Origin of the sequence: Halalkalibaculum roseum (assembly GCF_011059145.1) — a bacterium.
GTDB lineage: Bacteria > Bacteroidota > Rhodothermia > Balneolales > Balneolaceae > Halalkalibaculum > Halalkalibaculum roseum.
On record NZ_JAALLT010000004.1, the window covers coordinates 646,185 to 663,041 of the forward strand.

The 16,857-nt window shown below is 43.7% G+C and carries 15 protein-coding genes; 10 read left to right on the forward strand and 5 right to left on the reverse strand.

The features are described from left to right. Positions 1-149: 149 nt before the first annotated feature. Complete coding sequence (locus G3570_RS14705; RefSeq protein ID WP_165143584.1) at positions 150-1,421, reverse strand: ABC transporter permease; 1,272 nt, start codon at positions 1,419-1,421, stop codon at positions 150-152. A gap of 145 nt (positions 1,422-1,566) precedes the next feature. Here G3570_RS14705 and G3570_RS14710 point away from each other — a divergent pair, with 145 nt between their 5' ends. Further along, positions 1,567-4,782 carry a WD40/YVTN/BNR-like repeat-containing protein gene (locus tag G3570_RS14710; protein ID WP_165143585.1) on the forward strand — a complete coding sequence of 1,072 codons (3,216 nt, stop codon included), beginning with the start codon at positions 1,567-1,569 and terminating at the stop codon, positions 4,780-4,782. Between the two features lie 33 nt (positions 4,783-4,815). Here the strand turns inward: G3570_RS14710 and G3570_RS14715 are convergent, their stop codons facing one another. Next, entirely contained in the window at positions 4,816-5,712 is an 897-nt protein-coding gene (locus tag G3570_RS14715) for a mechanosensitive ion channel family protein (protein WP_165143586.1), read from the reverse strand. A 129-nt stretch (positions 5,713-5,841) separates the two neighbouring features. After that, positions 5,842-7,191, reverse strand: a complete 1,350-nt coding sequence (locus G3570_RS14720) for an alkaline phosphatase D family protein (RefSeq protein WP_165143587.1) — start codon at positions 7,189-7,191, stop codon at positions 5,842-5,844. A gap of 249 nt (positions 7,192-7,440) precedes the next feature. On the opposite strand from G3570_RS14720, the gene G3570_RS14725 reads away from it, so the two are divergent. Further along, entirely contained in the window at positions 7,441-8,010 is a 570-nt protein-coding gene (locus G3570_RS14725) for an adenylate kinase (protein WP_165143588.1), read from the forward strand. A 23-nt stretch (positions 8,011-8,033) separates the two neighbouring features. On the opposite strand, the gene G3570_RS14730 is transcribed toward G3570_RS14725, so the two are convergent. Both G3570_RS14730 and dtd read right to left on the reverse strand, forming a co-directional pair. After that, the gene (locus G3570_RS14730; protein WP_165143589.1) at positions 8,034-8,933 is read right to left on the reverse strand and encodes an alkaline phosphatase family protein; all 900 of its coding nucleotides are present in this window, start codon (positions 8,931-8,933) and stop codon (positions 8,034-8,036) included. Between the two features lie 123 nt (positions 8,934-9,056). Next, positions 9,057-9,497 (reverse strand): D-aminoacyl-tRNA deacylase, encoded by a 441-nt coding sequence (gene dtd / locus G3570_RS14735; protein WP_165143590.1) that lies wholly within the window; start codon positions 9,495-9,497, stop codon positions 9,057-9,059. A gap of 450 nt (positions 9,498-9,947) precedes the next feature. Here dtd and G3570_RS14740 point away from each other — a divergent pair, with 450 nt between their 5' ends. The 8 genes from G3570_RS14740 (at position 9,948) to G3570_RS14775 (ending at position 16,722) form a co-directional block, all read left to right on the forward strand. Then, entirely contained in the window at positions 9,948-10,469 is a 522-nt protein-coding gene (locus G3570_RS14740) for a YfiT family bacillithiol transferase (protein ID WP_165143591.1), read from the forward strand. An 8-nt stretch (positions 10,470-10,477) separates the two neighbouring features. After that, complete coding sequence (purM, locus tag G3570_RS14745) at positions 10,478-11,494, forward strand: phosphoribosylformylglycinamidine cyclo-ligase (RefSeq protein WP_165143592.1); 1,017 nt, start codon at positions 10,478-10,480, stop codon at positions 11,492-11,494. A gap of 145 nt (positions 11,495-11,639) precedes the next feature. Beyond that, on the forward strand, positions 11,640-12,335 hold the full coding sequence (locus G3570_RS14750; RefSeq protein ID WP_165143593.1) for a hypothetical protein: 696 nt from the start codon (positions 11,640-11,642) through the stop codon (positions 12,333-12,335). Between the two features lie 72 nt (positions 12,336-12,407). Then, on the forward strand, positions 12,408-12,662 hold the full coding sequence (locus G3570_RS14755; RefSeq protein WP_165143594.1) for a TIGR03643 family protein: 255 nt from the start codon (positions 12,408-12,410) through the stop codon (positions 12,660-12,662). Positions 12,663-12,841: 179 nt separating this feature from the next. Then, positions 12,842-13,216, forward strand: coding sequence for a hypothetical protein (locus tag G3570_RS14760; RefSeq protein ID WP_165143595.1), 375 nt, complete (start codon positions 12,842-12,844; stop codon positions 13,214-13,216). Positions 13,217-13,599: 383 nt separating this feature from the next. Next, complete coding sequence (locus G3570_RS14765; protein ID WP_249067147.1) at positions 13,600-14,724, forward strand: flavin monoamine oxidase family protein; 1,125 nt, start codon at positions 13,600-13,602, stop codon at positions 14,722-14,724. A 33-nt stretch (positions 14,725-14,757) separates the two neighbouring features. Next, positions 14,758-15,708, forward strand: a complete 951-nt coding sequence (locus G3570_RS14770; RefSeq protein WP_165143597.1) for a Rossmann-fold NAD(P)-binding domain-containing protein — start codon at positions 14,758-14,760, stop codon at positions 15,706-15,708. Positions 15,709-15,834: 126 nt separating this feature from the next. Next, positions 15,835-16,722, forward strand: a complete 888-nt coding sequence (locus tag G3570_RS14775) for a DUF5694 domain-containing protein (RefSeq protein ID WP_165143598.1) — start codon at positions 15,835-15,837, stop codon at positions 16,720-16,722. Positions 16,723-16,857 lie beyond the last annotated feature (135 nt).

Consider the following 16,857-nt stretch of genomic DNA (forward strand, 5'->3'; position numbering starts at 1 on the left):
AAGTTATTGTCAGTCTTAGGTTTATAGATAAGAAAATAGTGTGAAATAAGGCCTTCATTGAAGATGGGAAGGGATAACCAATTGTAAAAACCCGTAAATGAAGTCTTAATAAGAGCTTACAGTTTTAGTTGGCGTGCGTAAAAGTGTCTTTATTCAAAACGAACGGCATCGGCAGGTTCCACCAAGGCGGCTCGTTTTGCGGGGTACCAGCTTGCCGCAAGACACAGAAGTAGACTCCCAGCCAAAACAATACTCACATCCAGCACCTCAATACTTACCGGGTAGGCACTGATAATAAATGCAGAAGAGAGTTTTATCAAACCATAGGTCTGCTGCAGCCAGCTAATCAGCAAGCCCAAACCCCCTCCCAGCACACAGCCAATTAGTCCGATGTAAAGACCCTGCTTTACAAAGATCTTTTTGATATCCGAGGGTGTGTATCCCATCGTTAACAGCACACCTATATCCCTGTTCTTTTGGATCACAATCATAGTTAGGGATCCAATTATATTTAAGACTGCTACAATGACAATGATCATCAAAATGATATAGGATCCCCATTTTTCAAGATACATCACATCATAAAGCGGTCGCTGCAGATCATACCAGGTTGAAATTTTATAGTTATCCCCCAGCTTTGAGTGCATAGTATCTTTCACGGCCGCTGCCAAATCACTGTCGGTCAGCCTGACGTCAATACCCGACACGGTGTTTCTAAAATCAAACAGGCGCTGGCCCGCTTCCAGGTCTACATAAACCGGGGCATCATCAATAATTTGAGTCAGGCTATAGCCGCCCCGTATCTCGAACTGGTAAGTGCGCGGTAAGGAAAACTGGGTAAGTGATTTTCTCATCCCCTCGGCACTGAGTAGAACAATGCGTTCGCCCACTTGAACACCCAGTTCATTCATCAATTGTTCGCTCATCAGAAGCCCGGGCATTCTGTCCTGAACACCCAGATCGAAGGCCCCACTTGTAATGCTCTCTTCCAGGTTATTCAGCTCTTTATAATTGGCCGGCTGAATGCCCTTTATGGTTACCACCCTGTTTCGTCGCTGTTTATAAACCAGCAGCGCTTTACCGGTGACGAAGGGCTCTGCCGCTCTCACCTCGGGTATCTCATCTAGGCCGGGCATCATTCCTTCAGTATAATTTATCATGTTGCCATCCTCATTACCCTGCACTTGCTGCTGGTACCGAAAAGCTTTCCCTTCCGCTGATTCAATTCGGATGTCCGGGTCGTTCGTTAGAAGGATATCTTTGATGACTTCGAAAAAACCATTAAACACCGAAAGAACAACGATGAGCAGGGCTGTACCTATAGTTACCCCGGTTATACTGATGATAGTCAGTGTGGATATCAGGGAGATATGCTTCTTTGAAAAGAGGTAGCGCCGGGCTATAAATCCTGTTGTTTTCATGGCGTTTAAAATAGGAATAATCGGCAAGCATAAAAGCGGTAAAAGTGGACCTATCGCGGTTCACATTTTTTTACCATGGAACTAATTCATTTTTATTACTTTATTTGCCGGACTATGTAATATCAATATAATTAATGGGGTATATATGTTAGGATGGAACTCTTCTGCAACGAATAATTACCTTTGGATTCCAGTCGCTTTTGTTTGTTTCGCACTGATTGGATTTGCGCCCGAAGCCGAGGCGCAGATCTTTGGGCACGGTGACGAAACCGCAAACCCGACATTCCAAGAGTCATTTCTCAAAAATCTTAGTTATCGCAATATCGGTCCGTATCGAGGCGGACGGTCGGTTGCGGTCAGCGGTCACCCGGATAAGCCGAACACCTATTATACCGGGTTCACCGGTGGCGGTGTTTTTAAAACAACGGATGGAGGAAAGAACTGGTATAACGTTTCCGACGGTTATTTCAAGACCGGTTCGGTAGGGGCGGTGACGGTAGCTCCCTCCAATGCCAATGTTATTTATGCCGGTATGGGTGAAACCTGTATCAGGGGTAACATGTCGGCCGGTGACGGTGTCTACCGCTCGGTGGACGGCGGTAAGACCTGGAGTCATGTTGGATTGGGTGAAACTCATTTCATCGGAGAAATTGTAGTGCATCCGGACAATGCGGATGTTGCATGGGTTGCCGCGCTGGGTCACGCTTTCGGTACGGAAGGCAATGAAAAACGCGGCGTATTTAAGACCACTGATGGCGGTAAAACCTGGACAAAAGTACTCTACAACAATCCGCGAGCCGGTGCAGTGGATATCGAAATTGATCCAACCAATCCTCGCATTCTTTATGCCTCTTTATGGGAAGCCTATCGTAACCCTTGGGAGATGTCCAGTGGCGGACCAGGTAGCGGCTTGTATAAAAGTACCGATGGCGGAGAAACCTGGGAAAACATTTCCAAGCGCCCCGGAATGCCAAAAGGCATACTGGGTAAAATCGGTGTTGCTATCTCTCCGGTAAACCCGGATCGCGTATGGGCCATCATTGAAAATGATAACGGCGGGGTATTCCGTTCTGACGACAGCGGTAAAACCTGGAGACGAATTAACAGTGACCGTAGCCTGCGTCAGCGTGCATGGTATTATACCCACATCGTTGCGGGAACTGAAAATGAAAATGAAGTATATGTGCTGAACGTTGGATTCTACAAATCTACCGACGGCGGCAGTTCTTTTGATCGCGTACGGACACCGCATGGTGATCATCATGACCTTTGGATTTCACCAGAAGACGGTGATCGCATGATAGTGGCTGATGATGGCGGCGGCCAGGTCAGCTATAACGATGGTAACAGCTGGTCATCGTACCATAAGTATGCCACCGCTCAGTTTTACCAGGTTATCACCGATAACCAGTTTCCCTATCTTATTTACGGAGCTCAGCAAGATAACAGTACGGTTGGGATCAAAAGCAGAACCGCCGATAACGGAATTACCGAACGCGACTGGGCACCGGTTGCCGGTGGTGAGAGCGGTTATATCGCACCCGATCCTGAAAACCCCAACATCACGTATGGCGGTAGCTACGGCGGTTACTTTAATAAGTTTAATGAATTCACCGACCAAAGCGACCGCATTGATGTATGGCCCGACAACCCAATGGGTGCCGGCGCCTCGGAGTTGAAGTATCGCTTCCAGTGGACATTTCCGATTTATATCTCCCCTCACAACCCTGACCTGCTCTATGCAACGTCGCAATTTGTCCACCGGTCTATGGACGAAGGTATGAGCTGGGAAGATATCAGTCCCGATCTGACGCGAAACGAAAAATCGAAGCAGCAGGAGTCGGGCGGACCGATTACCAAAGACGACACCTCTGTAGAGTATTATAATACTATCTTCACCTTTGCCGAATCTCCCGTTCAACAGGGAGTACTTTGGACCGGCGCTGATGACGGGCTTATCCATGTCAGTCGGGATAATGGGGAGAGCTGGACCGAGGTTACCCCGGATGGTATGCCCGAAGCCATGGCCAGTATCATCGATCCGTCCCCGCATGACGCCGGTACGGCCTACCTTGCCGCAAACCGTTATAAGTTTGACGACTTCACTCCCATGCTGTATAAAACCACAAACTACGGCAGAAGCTGGACGAAAATTACCAACGGAATTCCTGCAAAGGATTTCACCCGGGTCATTCGTGAAGATCCCAATAAAAAGGGTCTGCTATATGCGGGTACCGAAACAGGTGTTTATGTCTCCTTCAATGACGGTACTTTATGGCAGCCGCTTCAGCTAAACCTACCATCGGTACCTATTACCGACCTGTCCGTTCACAAGCGTGACAAGGATCTTATTGTAGCTACCCAGGGGCGTTCCTTTTGGGTGCTTGATGAGCTAAACGTGCTGCACGAGCTCAGTGACGAGGTTTCCGAATCCGATCACTATCTCTATAAGCCGGAAACCACCTACCTCTTTGGCCGGCATTCGGATGTAGATCCTGGAGAAACCTTTGGCGAGAATCCGGAAGAAGGTGTACTTATTCATTATAACCTGCGTACCCCGGGAGACGAGGAGATTAAACTACAGTTCCTGGAATCGGATGGTGATGTAATACGCACTTTCTCAAACAAAGAGAACCTTGAAGGGGAACCGGTCAAGGAGTCTGAGGAGTTCTATGAAGAAGAGGGAGAAGTTCCTTCCGATGTGCTTAAATCCGAAGAGGGTTTGAACAGCTTTGTATGGGATATGCGCTATCCCGGTGCTGCCGATCTTGACGGTCGTCAGATTCTCTGGGCAGGATCCACACGCGGACCTGATGCCATCCCGGGCACTTATGAAGTTCGGTTGATCGTTGATGATGAAACCGTCATGAGCCGTACCTTCGAGCTTACCAAAGATCCACGCATCGAGACAACACAGGAAGACTTCCAGGCCCAATTCGATCTGCACCAGACCATTATAGCCAAGCTAGACACCACGCATAAAACCATCAACAGGATTCGTGAAATCCGATCCGAACTCGATGATATCAAGGAAGAGTTTGAAGGTGACAGCGAGGTGCAGGAAAAGGCCGACGCTATGCTAAAGCTGCTTTCTGATGTAGAGAGTGAGCTGATGCAGACCAAGGCTGAATCATTTCAGGATGTACTCAATTATCCTATCAAGCTTAATAATAAACTGGCTTCGCTAGCCAATACAGTGGGTACAGGCGACAATCGTCCGACCGAGCAGCAATATGCTGTGTACGAAGACCTTGAGGCAAAAGTGGACGCCCAGTTCCAGCGCATTGAACCTATTCTAACCGGTGAAGTACCTAACCTGGTTCAGGAACTGGATATTGAGTCAATTCCTATAGAAAACTGATCAACAAGCTTAAAGAAGCGCGGGTGAAATGGATTAATTCGTTTTATCCGCGCTTCCTTTATTATTAACCGGTAAAGAAACAGAACTGCGGACGTGCAGGTCACGCTGTGGAAAGGGAATTTCAATTTCGTAATCCCTGAACTTCCTTACAATTGCTTGGTTCAGCTCGTTTCTTATCTGGGGATAATCTTTTACATCGCCAACCCACGCACGCAACTGCATATTCCAAGATGACTCCCCGAATTCTATTAGATGCACATCAGGTGCCGGGTTTTGCAGTACATGCTTATTTTCGTCGGCCACTTCTCTCATCGCTTTGAGTACCTTATCTAGGTCGGAACCATAAGAGACACCTACATTAATATCCAAGCGGTAGGTGGGATCACCATGGGAATAGTTTATCACATCTTTGGAAACAAATTCGGAATTGGGAACAATGATAGAAACATTATTGACCGTCCTTACTTTTGTGGAGCGAATATTTATTTCGGTAACATCACCCTCAATATTGCTTACAGTAACGCGGTCGCCCACACTGATAGGCCGTTCAAATAAAATGATCAGTCCCGATATAAAGTTGGAAGTCACATTTTGAAGTCCAAAACCAATACCAACCGAAAGGAGACCGAATATTACTGCAAGCCCGCTAAGATCAATTCCAACAAACTGGAAAGAGACCAAAGCACCGATGGTAATAATCACATACTGGGTTATTCGGGAGAGTGTGTAGCTGGTCCCTTCATCGATTTTGAAGCGCCGCAAAATTTTACGATTCAAGGCCTTTCTTGCCGCCACGGCCAGAAATATGAATCCTGAGATAAAAAATAGAAAAATCAGAATAGAGATGACCGTAACCGGCGTCTCTTTTATTTGAAAGAGGGTATAGTTTAATATCTCATTTATAAATGACAGTACTTCATCCCACGTCATAGCGGTGCTTTTACTTCTCTTTTATTAGTTGATATACGATACATAAAATATGAGGTGCCTACAATAGAAAAGAAAGATACGAATGACTATTCCACAGAGGTACACAGAGAAGCACAGAGTTGCACAAAGTTATTCCGATATACTAAGCTCTTCTCTGCTGACCTCGCGCTCCCAGAGAAGATTCCCCTCACGGTCAAAGCTTTTCAATGTGAGTACCCGCTTTTGGCGCGGACCGCTCACTTCAATCATCCCGAAGTTGTATTCCGTAACCAAGGTCCCATTTACATGTAGCGGATTATTATAGTTCTCTTCGCTATCCGCAATTTCATAAACTCCGGCCGTAAGCGGCGATGAGGTAAACTCATATATGGGGTAGAGTCCCTCCCTTTCGGTTTTCAATAACTGGCTGTAATGTACATCCCCTGATAGGAATAATACCCCTTCTACCTTTTCCTCTGCAAGGAAGTCCATCAGTTCTCCGAATTCTTCTTTATACATGGGGAAAGATTCATGGGTGTTATCGACATTTGTCACCTGGTTACCGTTGATCACAATTTTGAAGGCCGCATTACTGCTCACCAGACCATCTTTGAGCCACTGCATCTGCTCTTCACCAAAGTAGGCTTTGTCGGTATTATCGACCTGATTTGGTGCTCTGAAATAGCGGTCATCAAGCAGGAAGAACTCAACATCATTGTATTTGTACTTGGTATAGATGCCTCCGCCATTGCTTCCGGGATTAGCCCAGTAGCGCTTGAAAATATCAACAGCCTCTTCACGCATCCGATACGAGCGATTGGAGTTGTTTGGGCCGTAGTCGTGGTCATCCCAGGTTGCCAAGTTAATGGCGCCGGCAAGCAGTGGCTGCATCTCAGGCGTATCACGTGCATCACGATAGCGGTAATCCATGCGCGAGAGAGAATAGAAGTCAGGCTCACGATAATAGACATTGTCGCCCATCCAAATCATCAAGTCAGGATTTTTGGCATTTATGGCATCCAATATTTCCGGACTGGTTCCATAGGGATCACCCGGTCTGTCATATTTTTTATCGTTGACATACAAGCAGGATCCGAATGCCATCGTAAAGGCAGGCGGATCGGTTCTCCATTGCCATAAATTCTGAGTGGTAAATTCGGTGGGATAAGCGAGCGATATCTTTTCTCCATTAAGATAAAGCTCATAGATATAGGCAGAACCAAACTCAAGATTTTGCAACTTAATATGCTTAGTGAATGAATTAGCGGCATCGGTACGTCCGGTATATAGTTGATCCGTACCTTCCTCATTTCCCTTAATCCAATAACGTATTTCTACCGTTGTCTCCTCTGTAGTTTGCACCCAAATATTGGCTTCCTGCATCTCCACATAGCCCAGCATGGGTCCGGCTCTCAGCAGCTCTTTCTGTGCCAGCGCTGATGTAGATATCATAAGAGACAGTAAGATTACAGTGCCAAGTATTCCGACTTTTTTAAGCATGGTAACAGGTATTAAATTCAATTATATGAGATTGGTTTTATGACGAAGTGGTCAACATCAGCAGGTTCAAAAGATGAGTTTACGCTCGCAAATAACATAATTGGAAAGTGTCTCAGGAGCAATTCCAAATTTTGATAAGCCAGAATATTACGCTCTAAGGTGATCTATTTAAGCATTGAATGTACTGAGCTTTTGCGCTATTTTCTGTGCTCAATAAATTACTATTCCCAAAATCAATCAGTTAACTTCATGAGGATTATCATTTTTGGCCCACCGGGCGCAGGAAAAGGTACACAGGCGAAGCTTATCAAGGATGAGTACGATATCCCCCATCTCTCTACCGGTGAAATCTTCCGCAATGCTATTAAAAACGAAACCGACCTTGGAGAAAAAGTGAAATCCATTCTAGATGCCGGAGAACTTGTTCCGGATGAAACGGTTGTCGACCTGGTAGCTGAGGAGCTTCAAAAGAGCCGCTACGATGACGGATATATTCTGGATGGTTTCCCTCGTACGGTTGCCCAGGCAGAAGCTTTCGACGATATTTTGGATGAAAATAATGAAGAACTGGATGCTTTCCTGATGCTGAAGGTACCGGAAAAAGAATTGATAAAACGAATTCTAAGCCGCGGTGAGGGTCGTTCAGACGATACCGAAGAAGGCGTCAAAAAAAGACTCAGCGTTTACTGGGAAGAAACCCAACCCGTTCTGGATTATTATAAGGGACAGGAAGTTGTGAAAGAAGTGTATGGAGTAGGATCCATTGATGAGATCTTCAGTCGAATCAAGAAGGCTCTGGCTGAAGACCCTTATGAATAGAACAAGGATCACATAAATCTGTATTAGCCGTGTTCCAATATATTTAGGATGCCCGGAGTGATATCCATAATACTTTCGGCATCTTCGAAAGCCGATGCTCCCGGACCATATACAAACAGAGGAACCTGATTAAAAGTATGGGTTTTAGTGGATAGGTCTTCTACATTTCCGTGGTCACTACTTAACACGAGTGTTTCTTCAGTTCTTTTAGTTCGTATTAACTCCGATAAAAACCGGTTATAGATTGAGAGCACTCTTTGCGCATCTTCGTGATTCTGGCTGTGACCCGCCTTGTCTGTTAGGTAATATTCATACAATATGAGATCATAATATTTTCCTTTTTCCAGTAACCTTTGGGCCGCCTTTTCGGGATCTATTTCCGGTATCTCTATATTCAGTTTTTCCCGCCACCCCTGCTGGGTTATACCGGCAGTGATAGCATTCTCCTTTTTTACGGATTCGGTATTATTCAAAGGAAGTCCGGCACTTTTAGCCATTAGAGTGGTACAGCTCCATCGATTTCGCTTCCCGGATTTCTCAAAAAAGATATCGGGATAGGCATTCATAAAATGACAGGAGCAACTCTGTTTCTGCGCCTTGTTAAAAATACTCTGCTCCCTCAACAGATGCTTGATACCCGAATGCGGGAATGGCCCGAAATGCTTGCCTATTTTTCCGGGTGCATTTTCTCCGGTAAAAAGAGCTGTCTGACCGGTACCGCTCTGCGGTAATCCTTCAATGCCAAGGGTGGCATCGACCGGCTTAAAGAGGTGTTTTCCATTGAGAAAGGGTTCCGCCTTATGGGTAAATGCCTGGCCGTCGGTCATGCGAGCAAAGGCGTCATAGCTGTTTTTTACAAAAGGGTTATGAGCCTCCTCATCCCCCAAACCGACGCCATCAATAAATAGAAATATGACAGACATTTAATTAGTAAAATTCAAATCCCAACATTCAAAATACAAACAAATAACAATGCTTAATTTTAAAATTTATAGCACTAATTATTTGTATTTGTTGCTTGTTTGTAATTTGCTGCTTGCAATTAATTATTTATCCAGTATGATTGTAACCGGGCCGTCGTTGGTTAGCCTGACATCCATGTAGGCGCCGAAGGTGCCGGATTCTACCTTTAAATCTGAATTATCCTCAAAGTATTCAATCATCCGGTTATACAATTTTTTCGCCTTTTTCGGTCCCGCCGCTTCAATATAACTGGGTCTGTTTCCCTTAGATGCATCCCCGTAAAGCGTAAATTGCGAGATTACCAGCAACTCCCCTCCCACATCCTGTATAGAAAGATTCATTTTTCCATCCTCATCATCGAAAATGCGCATCTTTAGTATCTTGTCACAGATCCATTCCATATCCTCTTCCGTATCGTCTTCGTGGATTCCAACCAGTAAAACAAGTCCCGAGGTGATCTCACCAACCTCTTCATCGTCCACACTAACTGACGCATTTTTTGCTCTTTGCAGCACAACTTTCATAAAAACCCCTGTTGATAAGTATGTTGATTACTATGTTGATAAATGTTAATTGAGAGTTCAATTCCGAAACCAACAAAAATTCTCCACAGGGTTCAACACTTTTGAACAGTTATCAACAAGTTATACAGTTCAAAACCAATGTATAAAAGAAATTCTTGACATTTACTTTGCTCTCTCTTCCTGTTGATAACTTCATGATCTTACCGCTAAACCATTAAGAAACAAGACAGATTTATTAACAATATTATCAACATCACGCTCACATCAATTTACTCAAAAGTAGAGATCTTTTTTGTCAACATTTCCACAGCCTCTACTATGTACTACAAATTATATAATCTTATTGTTTTTAGAATCTTCCGGTGGATAATGTGGAGAAATATTCCTTATAAAGGTGATTCAATATTTCTATATTTAAGCTTCGTTTCAGTCAAAATTGTGTAGAACCAAATGGACCAATTAAGATATCCGATAGGAAAATTTAAGTATGATCAAACTTCGGGATCCAGGGAGATCACTGAATGGATGTCGGATATTGACCGGTTACCCGATCGTTTGGAAAATGCTGTTTTAGGTCTCTCCGAAGATCAGGTTAAGACACGATATCGTGAAGGCGGCTGGACTGTAAAACAGGTTGTTCATCACCTGGCTGACAGTCACATGAATGCCATTGTTCGAGTAAAGCTTTTACTGACAGAAGAAAATCCTGAGATAAAGGCTTATGATGAGAAATCCTGGTCAGAACTCAGAGATAATGATCTGCCGATTGAGGTATCTTTGAATATCATTCGAGGTGTCCATAAGCGTTGGGTGAGAGTGCTTGAATTTGTTTCGAAGGAAGACTGGGATAAAACACTGCGTCACCCTGAGAATGGTGAAATGAGTTTAAAACTGCTTACAGCTCACTATGCATGGCATGGAAATCACCACCTGGCCCATATCACTACTTTGAAAGAAAGAAAAAACTGGTAAAAGGTATTATGAGCGAGAAACCTCCAAAGAGTTTCACCTACAAAGATTCCGGCGTGGACATTAAGGCCGGGGAAGAGATGGTGGAATCCATCAAGGATGTGGTCAAAGAGACCCATAGTGATGCCGTACTAAGCAATATTGGTGGTTTTGGCGGATTCTTCAGGCCGGATCTGTCCCAATACGAAGATCCGGTATTTGTGAGCAGTGTTGACGGTGTCGGGACCAAACTGATTGTAGCTTTTAAAACCGGAAAGTACGATACCGTTGGACAGGATCTGGTCAACCACTGTGTAAATGACATCGCTGTTTGCGGTGCAGAGCCCTTATTTTTTCTGGATTATTTTTCTACCGGCAAACTGGAGAAAGAGGTCGGTTACCAGGTCGTAAAAGGTTTTGCTACAGCTTGCAAGGAAAACGGTGTAGCATTGATTGGCGGGGAAACAGCAGAAATGCCTGACATTTACAGTGAAGGCGAGTTTGATTTAGCGGGTACCATTGTGGGGATGGTAGACCGCTCGAAAGTAATCAATGGAGAAGCTATCCAAGAAGGTGATCTGCTGATAGGCTTTCCCAGTACGGGGTTGCATACCAACGGGTACTCTCTTGCTCGTAAGGTACTCCTCAGCAAATATGGGGTGAATGACCGGGTAGAAGAGTTGGGTGGAACAGTGGGAGAAGCTATGCTGGCTATACACAAGTCATATTTACCGATTATCCGAGAATTTCGTGATCAGGAAGGTGTTCATGGATTTTCTCACATCACGGGGGGAGGAATAGTGGGTAATACCAAGCGTATTTTGCCTGATAATTTAAAACTGGATATCGACTGGGATTCCTGGAAGCGTCCACCGATCTTTAATCTCATCAAGGATCTGGGAAATGTTCCTGAAGAGGATATGCGAGCGACTTTCAATCTGGGAATCGGACTGATTGCTGTCATATCACCCGATGCTATTGACCGAGTCCAAAAGGAAGCAGGTATACCGAGTGGGGAAATGGTTGAGGTCGGTGAGGTTGTGAGCTAAAAAGCTCGCCTACAAAAGGGGTCTGGCAGTAACATAATCCTCTTTGAAACCTAAATGAATTATTTTTAAAAGTCATCGAGGTTTGCTGTTGGTGGCATTTCCGATAGTTTACTCTATTCAATAGCTCAAAAGAGGGATTATATGTATGGATTTTGAAAGGATAAGAAAGCTGCTGCTGAAATTTTTTATCGGTTTTTTGGTTCTAACTGCTGTGATAGCAATTGTGGTTGTCTTTTCCAACGAATTTGGTGAATTGCAGCAGCGCATACTGGCTACTACCTTTACCATCTCCATTGGCAGTATCTGCGCTATGTCTTGCGCCGCATTTATTGAGCGCAAAAAGATGATGGTGGTAGGTCTTAGTGGTTTAATTACTTCTGCCATCACTGTTGTTCTGCTGTTATTGGTGATCTGGGCTTCCCTGATAGGAGATACATGGGTTAAATTAATAGGCTCATTAATTACCGCTTCCTTTGCATTTGCTCACTCTTTTTTACTGGCACTGCCCGAACTGGAAAAGCGGCACAAGTGGGTACAGGCTGTAACGGCTCTCTCTATTTGTATACTGGCACTTCAAATTATTTTTGCAATTTGGCTGGAACTGGAAAATGTAACCTACTTTAGAATAATGGCCGCTGTGGGTATTTTGGTGGGATTGGAAACCCTTACGATTCCCATACTGATGAAACTGAAAACGGATGAAAACGATAAAAGTGATCAAGCAGAGAGATTGGAATTATTCAGAATAGATGAGCAAAAATATCGGGATTCTGCCGGGAAAGTTTACCGGGTGAGAGAAATCGAGTCAGGAGGCAACACCGAAGAAAATGTCTCCGGTTAGCTTGTAGGAATGTAAAAGAGCTCATTGGGGTTTGATCATATTAATGAAAACAGATCAAACACGTTTCTTGAGATGAGTTCCGAAAAAAAAATTAGTCAGGCAGAAAAGTGCAGAATTATTGAAATGGCCTGGGAAGATCGAACGCCCTTCGGTGCTATTGAATACCAATTTGGCTTAAGTGAGCAGGAAACCATAGAGCTCATGCGAAAAGAGCTTACAAGCTCCAGTTACAAGATGTGGAGAAAGAGAGTCAGTGGAAGAAAGACCAAGCATCGCAAACAAAGAAAAGAGAATGTAACCAGATTTGTGAGCCCTAATCAGTATTGAGAAGAATTTCTTAAAAGGATTATAAATAACGATAGAAAATTTTTATCCGGTTTCGATAAATATTGTTTTGAGTACAGAGTTTCATTAAGATTGACAAGTGACTGCTAAAAAAATAGTTACGTCACATTCGGGAGTACAAAAACGACTACCTAATATACGTTGGAGTTTAGGCTGTTTTTATGGATTTAACCGCCAGACCGGTATCGAATTATCGTGCGGTACTGAGAGAAATACGTACGTTTATTACAGATCATAGAGAAGCATTCTATGACGTCTCATGCTGCCATTCAAAATTATCAAAGCGACTGCAAAACCTTTCCTCCCAGCTTGAAACCGTCATTGATAATATCCCCTATTATGATTTGATGGCTTCTCACCTTGAACATAAGTTTCCACCAAGAAAAGAGATTAATAAAATTTGCGGTTACCTGGATGCTATTGCTTGTCAGATGGGCAGTGAGCAAAGAGATACCATTCTCATATATGATTTAAACCTTGAAATAATGCGATTTTTCAAGGAGAATTCCTCACTGGATGAGACCTCTTTTCAATGAGATAATGGATAAGAAAAGATTTTGGACATAAAAAAATCCCGGCCTTTCAATGGCCGGGATTCACTCCTAAACACCGGTGTTCTATGTACCACCGATAAACCAAACTCGTTGCTTACAAATGCTTCTTTTTACGCGGTATAAATTTATCAATTAAAAAGACAATAGAGCCGCATGCCAGCATCAGTCCAATTAAAAAAAGTATCACAAACTGGTCAGTATTTATATTTTGAATTAGCTCTATCATAAGTGCTCATTTTGTTGGACGTTTCTGACCGCAATCAGTCGGACGTCAATGGTTGTATACATCTTTTAAAGTTCTTTCGCATGTATGACGAATGAAAAGCGAACCCTTTACATTAGAAGTTCCTTAATGTTTTTTGGAGATGGGAAGTGAAGGAATCAACAATTCGAAAGAGCAATACGGGAACCAGAATATAGTAGTGAAAAATACATCTATAGCAATAATAGGAGCAGGGCTAAGCGGTTTAACGCTGGCTTATCGTCTTCGAAATACCGGCTTGGAGGTTTCGGTTCTTGAAGCAAGAGATCGGCCGGGAGGAAGAATATTTACTTTTGAAGAAGATGATGAACCACCCATAGACATGGGAGCTACCTGGTTGGGCAAGAAACATGGAAACCTGATTGGACTGCTTCAAGAACTTGGGCTGGAAATAACAGAGCAGTATATGGGTGAACGCGCTTATTACGAACCGATTTCAACAAGTCCGCCCCAGCTGGTTACGCTTCCGCCTAATGATGAACCGAGCTACCGAATTGCAGAGGGAAGCAGCGGCCTTATAGAAGCGCTGGTTGATTCACTTGAGTCCGGCGATCTGATTATGGGAGAAGCGGTTCTAACTATTCTGAACACTAGGGATACATGTTTGGTTAAAACCACAGATCGCAGCTTGGAGGTCGATCATGTCGTCATTACCATTCCCCCAAAACTGTTTGTTGAAAGCATTAAATTTGATCCCTCCTTGCCTGGGTCGCTTGTTGAAACGGCAAAGAAGACGCATACCTGGATGGCTGAATCCATCAAGTTTGGACTTAGTTATCCAGAACCATTTTGGAAGGAAAATAATATCAGCGGGACCCTCTTCAGTAACACCGGTCCGATACCGGAAATGTACGATCACTCAGCAACCACCGGATTAGGCTATGCTCTGAAAGGATTTTTGAAGGATGCCTATCATACTGTTTCGGAAGAAGAGAGAAAGCGTCTGGTACTCAAAAAATTGGAAAGTATATATGGGGAACAGGCCCTAAGTTATCTTAGCTATCGTGAAACCGTTTGGCGTCATGAGCCATTCACCTTTGCAGAATATGGAGAGCCGATTCTACCGCATCAGAATAATGGGAACCCCATTTTCAAGCAGTCTTACTGGGATGGAAAGCTGCTGCTTTCAGGTTCTGAAACGGCAAGTGAATTTCCCGGTTATATGGATGGAGCCGTAGAAAGTGCCAATCGTACAGCTGAAATGATTAAATTGCATTCTGGGAGATAGTAGTCCCAATTACAATCATTTAAAAATTTCCGTATGGAGTCAGTCATCCACAAGAAAAGAATTAAACAAATTATCGATCGGGCTGAAATACTTGAGCTGATTAGGTGTATGGAAAAGGCCTTTACCGCGTATTCTTCCGGAAATGCGGTAATTCCGCCAGTTGGAACCCTTACCTTTGATTCACCTCCCGGAGATGTTCATATCAAATACGGTTATATCAAAGACGATCCTGTTTATGTTATAAAAATTGCATCCGGGTTCTATAAAAATCCTTCTCTGGGTATCAGCTCTAGTAACGGGCTCAATCTTGTGTTCAGTCAAAATACCGGACAGATCAAAGCCATTTTGATGGATGAAGGTTATCTGACTGATATCAGGACCGGTCTGGCAGGCGCTGTTGCCGCAAAGTATCTGGCTCCCGCTAAGGTAGATGCAATTGGAATTATTGGGTCCGGCATTCAGGCAAGAATGCAGCTTCGGTTTTTAAAGCATAGTATAGATTGCACAAAAGTATTGGTTTGGGGAAGATCTGAAGAGAGTCTATTGGCTTATAAGAAAGAGATGAGCTCGTACGGTTTTGAGATTGAAACGACATTAAGTGCCGCAGAAGTAGCGAGAGAGTGTAATCTGATAGTAACCGTTACTCCTTCCACTACTCCGGTATTAGATGCGGGAGACCTGCGTCAAGATGTACATATTACCGCTGTTGGGGCTGATACCACAGGCAAACAGGAGTTGGATCCCGATATTCTTAAGCAGGCTAAGCTCCTGGTTGTAGATTCAGCAGAGCAGTGCCGGGAGCATGGGGAACTGCATAAAGTTATTCAGGCAGGAGAACTCAAAGAAAAATCGGTGATAGAGCTCGGGGAATTTATTTCTTCCAAACAACGGCACGTTAGAAAGCAGGGAATAACTGTTGCTGATCTAACCGGAATTGCGACACAGGATATTCAGATTTCAAAATTTGTGTTAGAACGATTATAGAAGTCTAAGTAAAAGTCCATATTCACCTATTCCAGGATTAGCTATTTAGGCGAATTGTAACATCCTTTATATCAATTCGTAAGTCATAATAAATCAAAAGGTTAATATAGACGTATATTAAGACTTATGATCGATTTTACGGCTAAACTTTGGGGCATAAATGTTACAACAGAACGTGGTATAATACCTCTTCTACTTATCCTCATATTCATGATTGAGCCTGTTACCGTTATGGGACAGCAGACTACAGAGGGAGAACAGTTTATTAAAGAGAAGTTTTTTGAACAAGAAGAACCATCCATAGAAGTATTGGTAGTAGGCTCCTTTCACTTCAATAGCGTACCTGAATTTTATGATATGGAGTCAGAAGAAAAACAGAGCGAAATTTATACGCTGGTAAATAATCTGGCTGAATTCAGGCCCGATAAAATTGCACTAGAGTTCGAACGAAAGGACAGTAGCTACGTGGATAGCCTGTATCGGGCTTATAGAAATGATAATCATGAGCTAAGGGTGAATGAACGGGAGCAGGTTGGCTTTCGCCTTGCAAAACAGTTGGATCATCAAAAGGTGCAAGCCATTGACTATAAGAAGCCATGGGGCATGGAGAAAGTACTAAAATGGGCGAAGAAGAATGACCCCAAATTTGTGGAGTTTGTGGAACAGTGGCAGAAAGATAATGCGCGACTGGATTCCATACTATTCAATAGTAAGACCATTGGTCAGATCTTATCTTTGCAGGCCAGTGATGCCTATCTAGATCGGATTCAGGAAGCCAGGATGCAGATCATGGAAGTCGGTGCGGATGAAAACTATTTAGGGATAGAACCTAATGCCTCGGTGTACAAAAGGAATATGCGCATCTTTGCCAATTTGACCTCCATCGCAGATCCGGGCGACCGTATCCTGATTGTCTATGGGGCCGGACACTCTTATTTCTTCAATGAATTCATCAGCCAGCACCCCGATATGAAACTGGCCGATCCCCATCGATATTTGCCGGAGTTTAACTGATACATTACCTGGGCAGGAAGAAGAAATGATTTTACACTGTAGACAGGCTGCTTCAAAGAAGTGTATTAAATCATGAGTATATCTAAATATTTAAAATGATTACGGAGCCGGGTACCAGAAGCAATGGATGATTGT

Bases quoted from the DNA above. Each gene is read 5' to 3' on its own strand.
- G3570_RS14705 (WP_165143584.1), bottom strand. From the start codon at position 1,421: ATGAAAACAACAGGATTTATAGCCCGGCGCTACCTCTTTTCAAAGAAG.
- G3570_RS14710 (WP_165143585.1), top strand. From the start codon at position 1,567: ATGTTAGGATGGAACTCTTCTGCAACGAATAATTACCTTTGGATTCCA.
- G3570_RS14715 (WP_165143586.1), bottom strand. From the start codon at position 5,712: ATGACGTGGGATGAAGTACTGTCATTTATAAATGAGATATTAAACTAT.
- G3570_RS14720 (WP_165143587.1), bottom strand. From the start codon at position 7,191: ATGCTTAAAAAAGTCGGAATACTTGGCACTGTAATCTTACTGTCTCTT.
- G3570_RS14725 (WP_165143588.1), top strand. From the start codon at position 7,441: ATGAGGATTATCATTTTTGGCCCACCGGGCGCAGGAAAAGGTACACAG.
- G3570_RS14730 (WP_165143589.1), bottom strand. From the start codon at position 8,933: ATGTCTGTCATATTTCTATTTATTGATGGCGTCGGTTTGGGGGATGAG.
- dtd (WP_165143590.1), bottom strand. From the start codon at position 9,497: ATGAAAGTTGTGCTGCAAAGAGCAAAAAATGCGTCAGTTAGTGTGGAC.
- G3570_RS14740 (WP_165143591.1), top strand. From the start codon at position 9,948: ATGGACCAATTAAGATATCCGATAGGAAAATTTAAGTATGATCAAACT.
- purM (WP_165143592.1), top strand. From the start codon at position 10,478: ATGAGCGAGAAACCTCCAAAGAGTTTCACCTACAAAGATTCCGGCGTG.
- G3570_RS14750 (WP_165143593.1), top strand. From the start codon at position 11,640: ATGGATTTTGAAAGGATAAGAAAGCTGCTGCTGAAATTTTTTATCGGT.
- G3570_RS14755 (WP_165143594.1), top strand. From the start codon at position 12,408: ATGAGTTCCGAAAAAAAAATTAGTCAGGCAGAAAAGTGCAGAATTATT.
- G3570_RS14760 (WP_165143595.1), top strand. From the start codon at position 12,842: ATGGATTTAACCGCCAGACCGGTATCGAATTATCGTGCGGTACTGAGA.
- G3570_RS14765 (WP_249067147.1), top strand. From the start codon at position 13,600: ATGGGAAGTGAAGGAATCAACAATTCGAAAGAGCAATACGGGAACCAG.
- G3570_RS14770 (WP_165143597.1), top strand. From the start codon at position 14,758: ATGGAGTCAGTCATCCACAAGAAAAGAATTAAACAAATTATCGATCGG.
- G3570_RS14775 (WP_165143598.1), top strand. From the start codon at position 15,835: ATGATCGATTTTACGGCTAAACTTTGGGGCATAAATGTTACAACAGAA.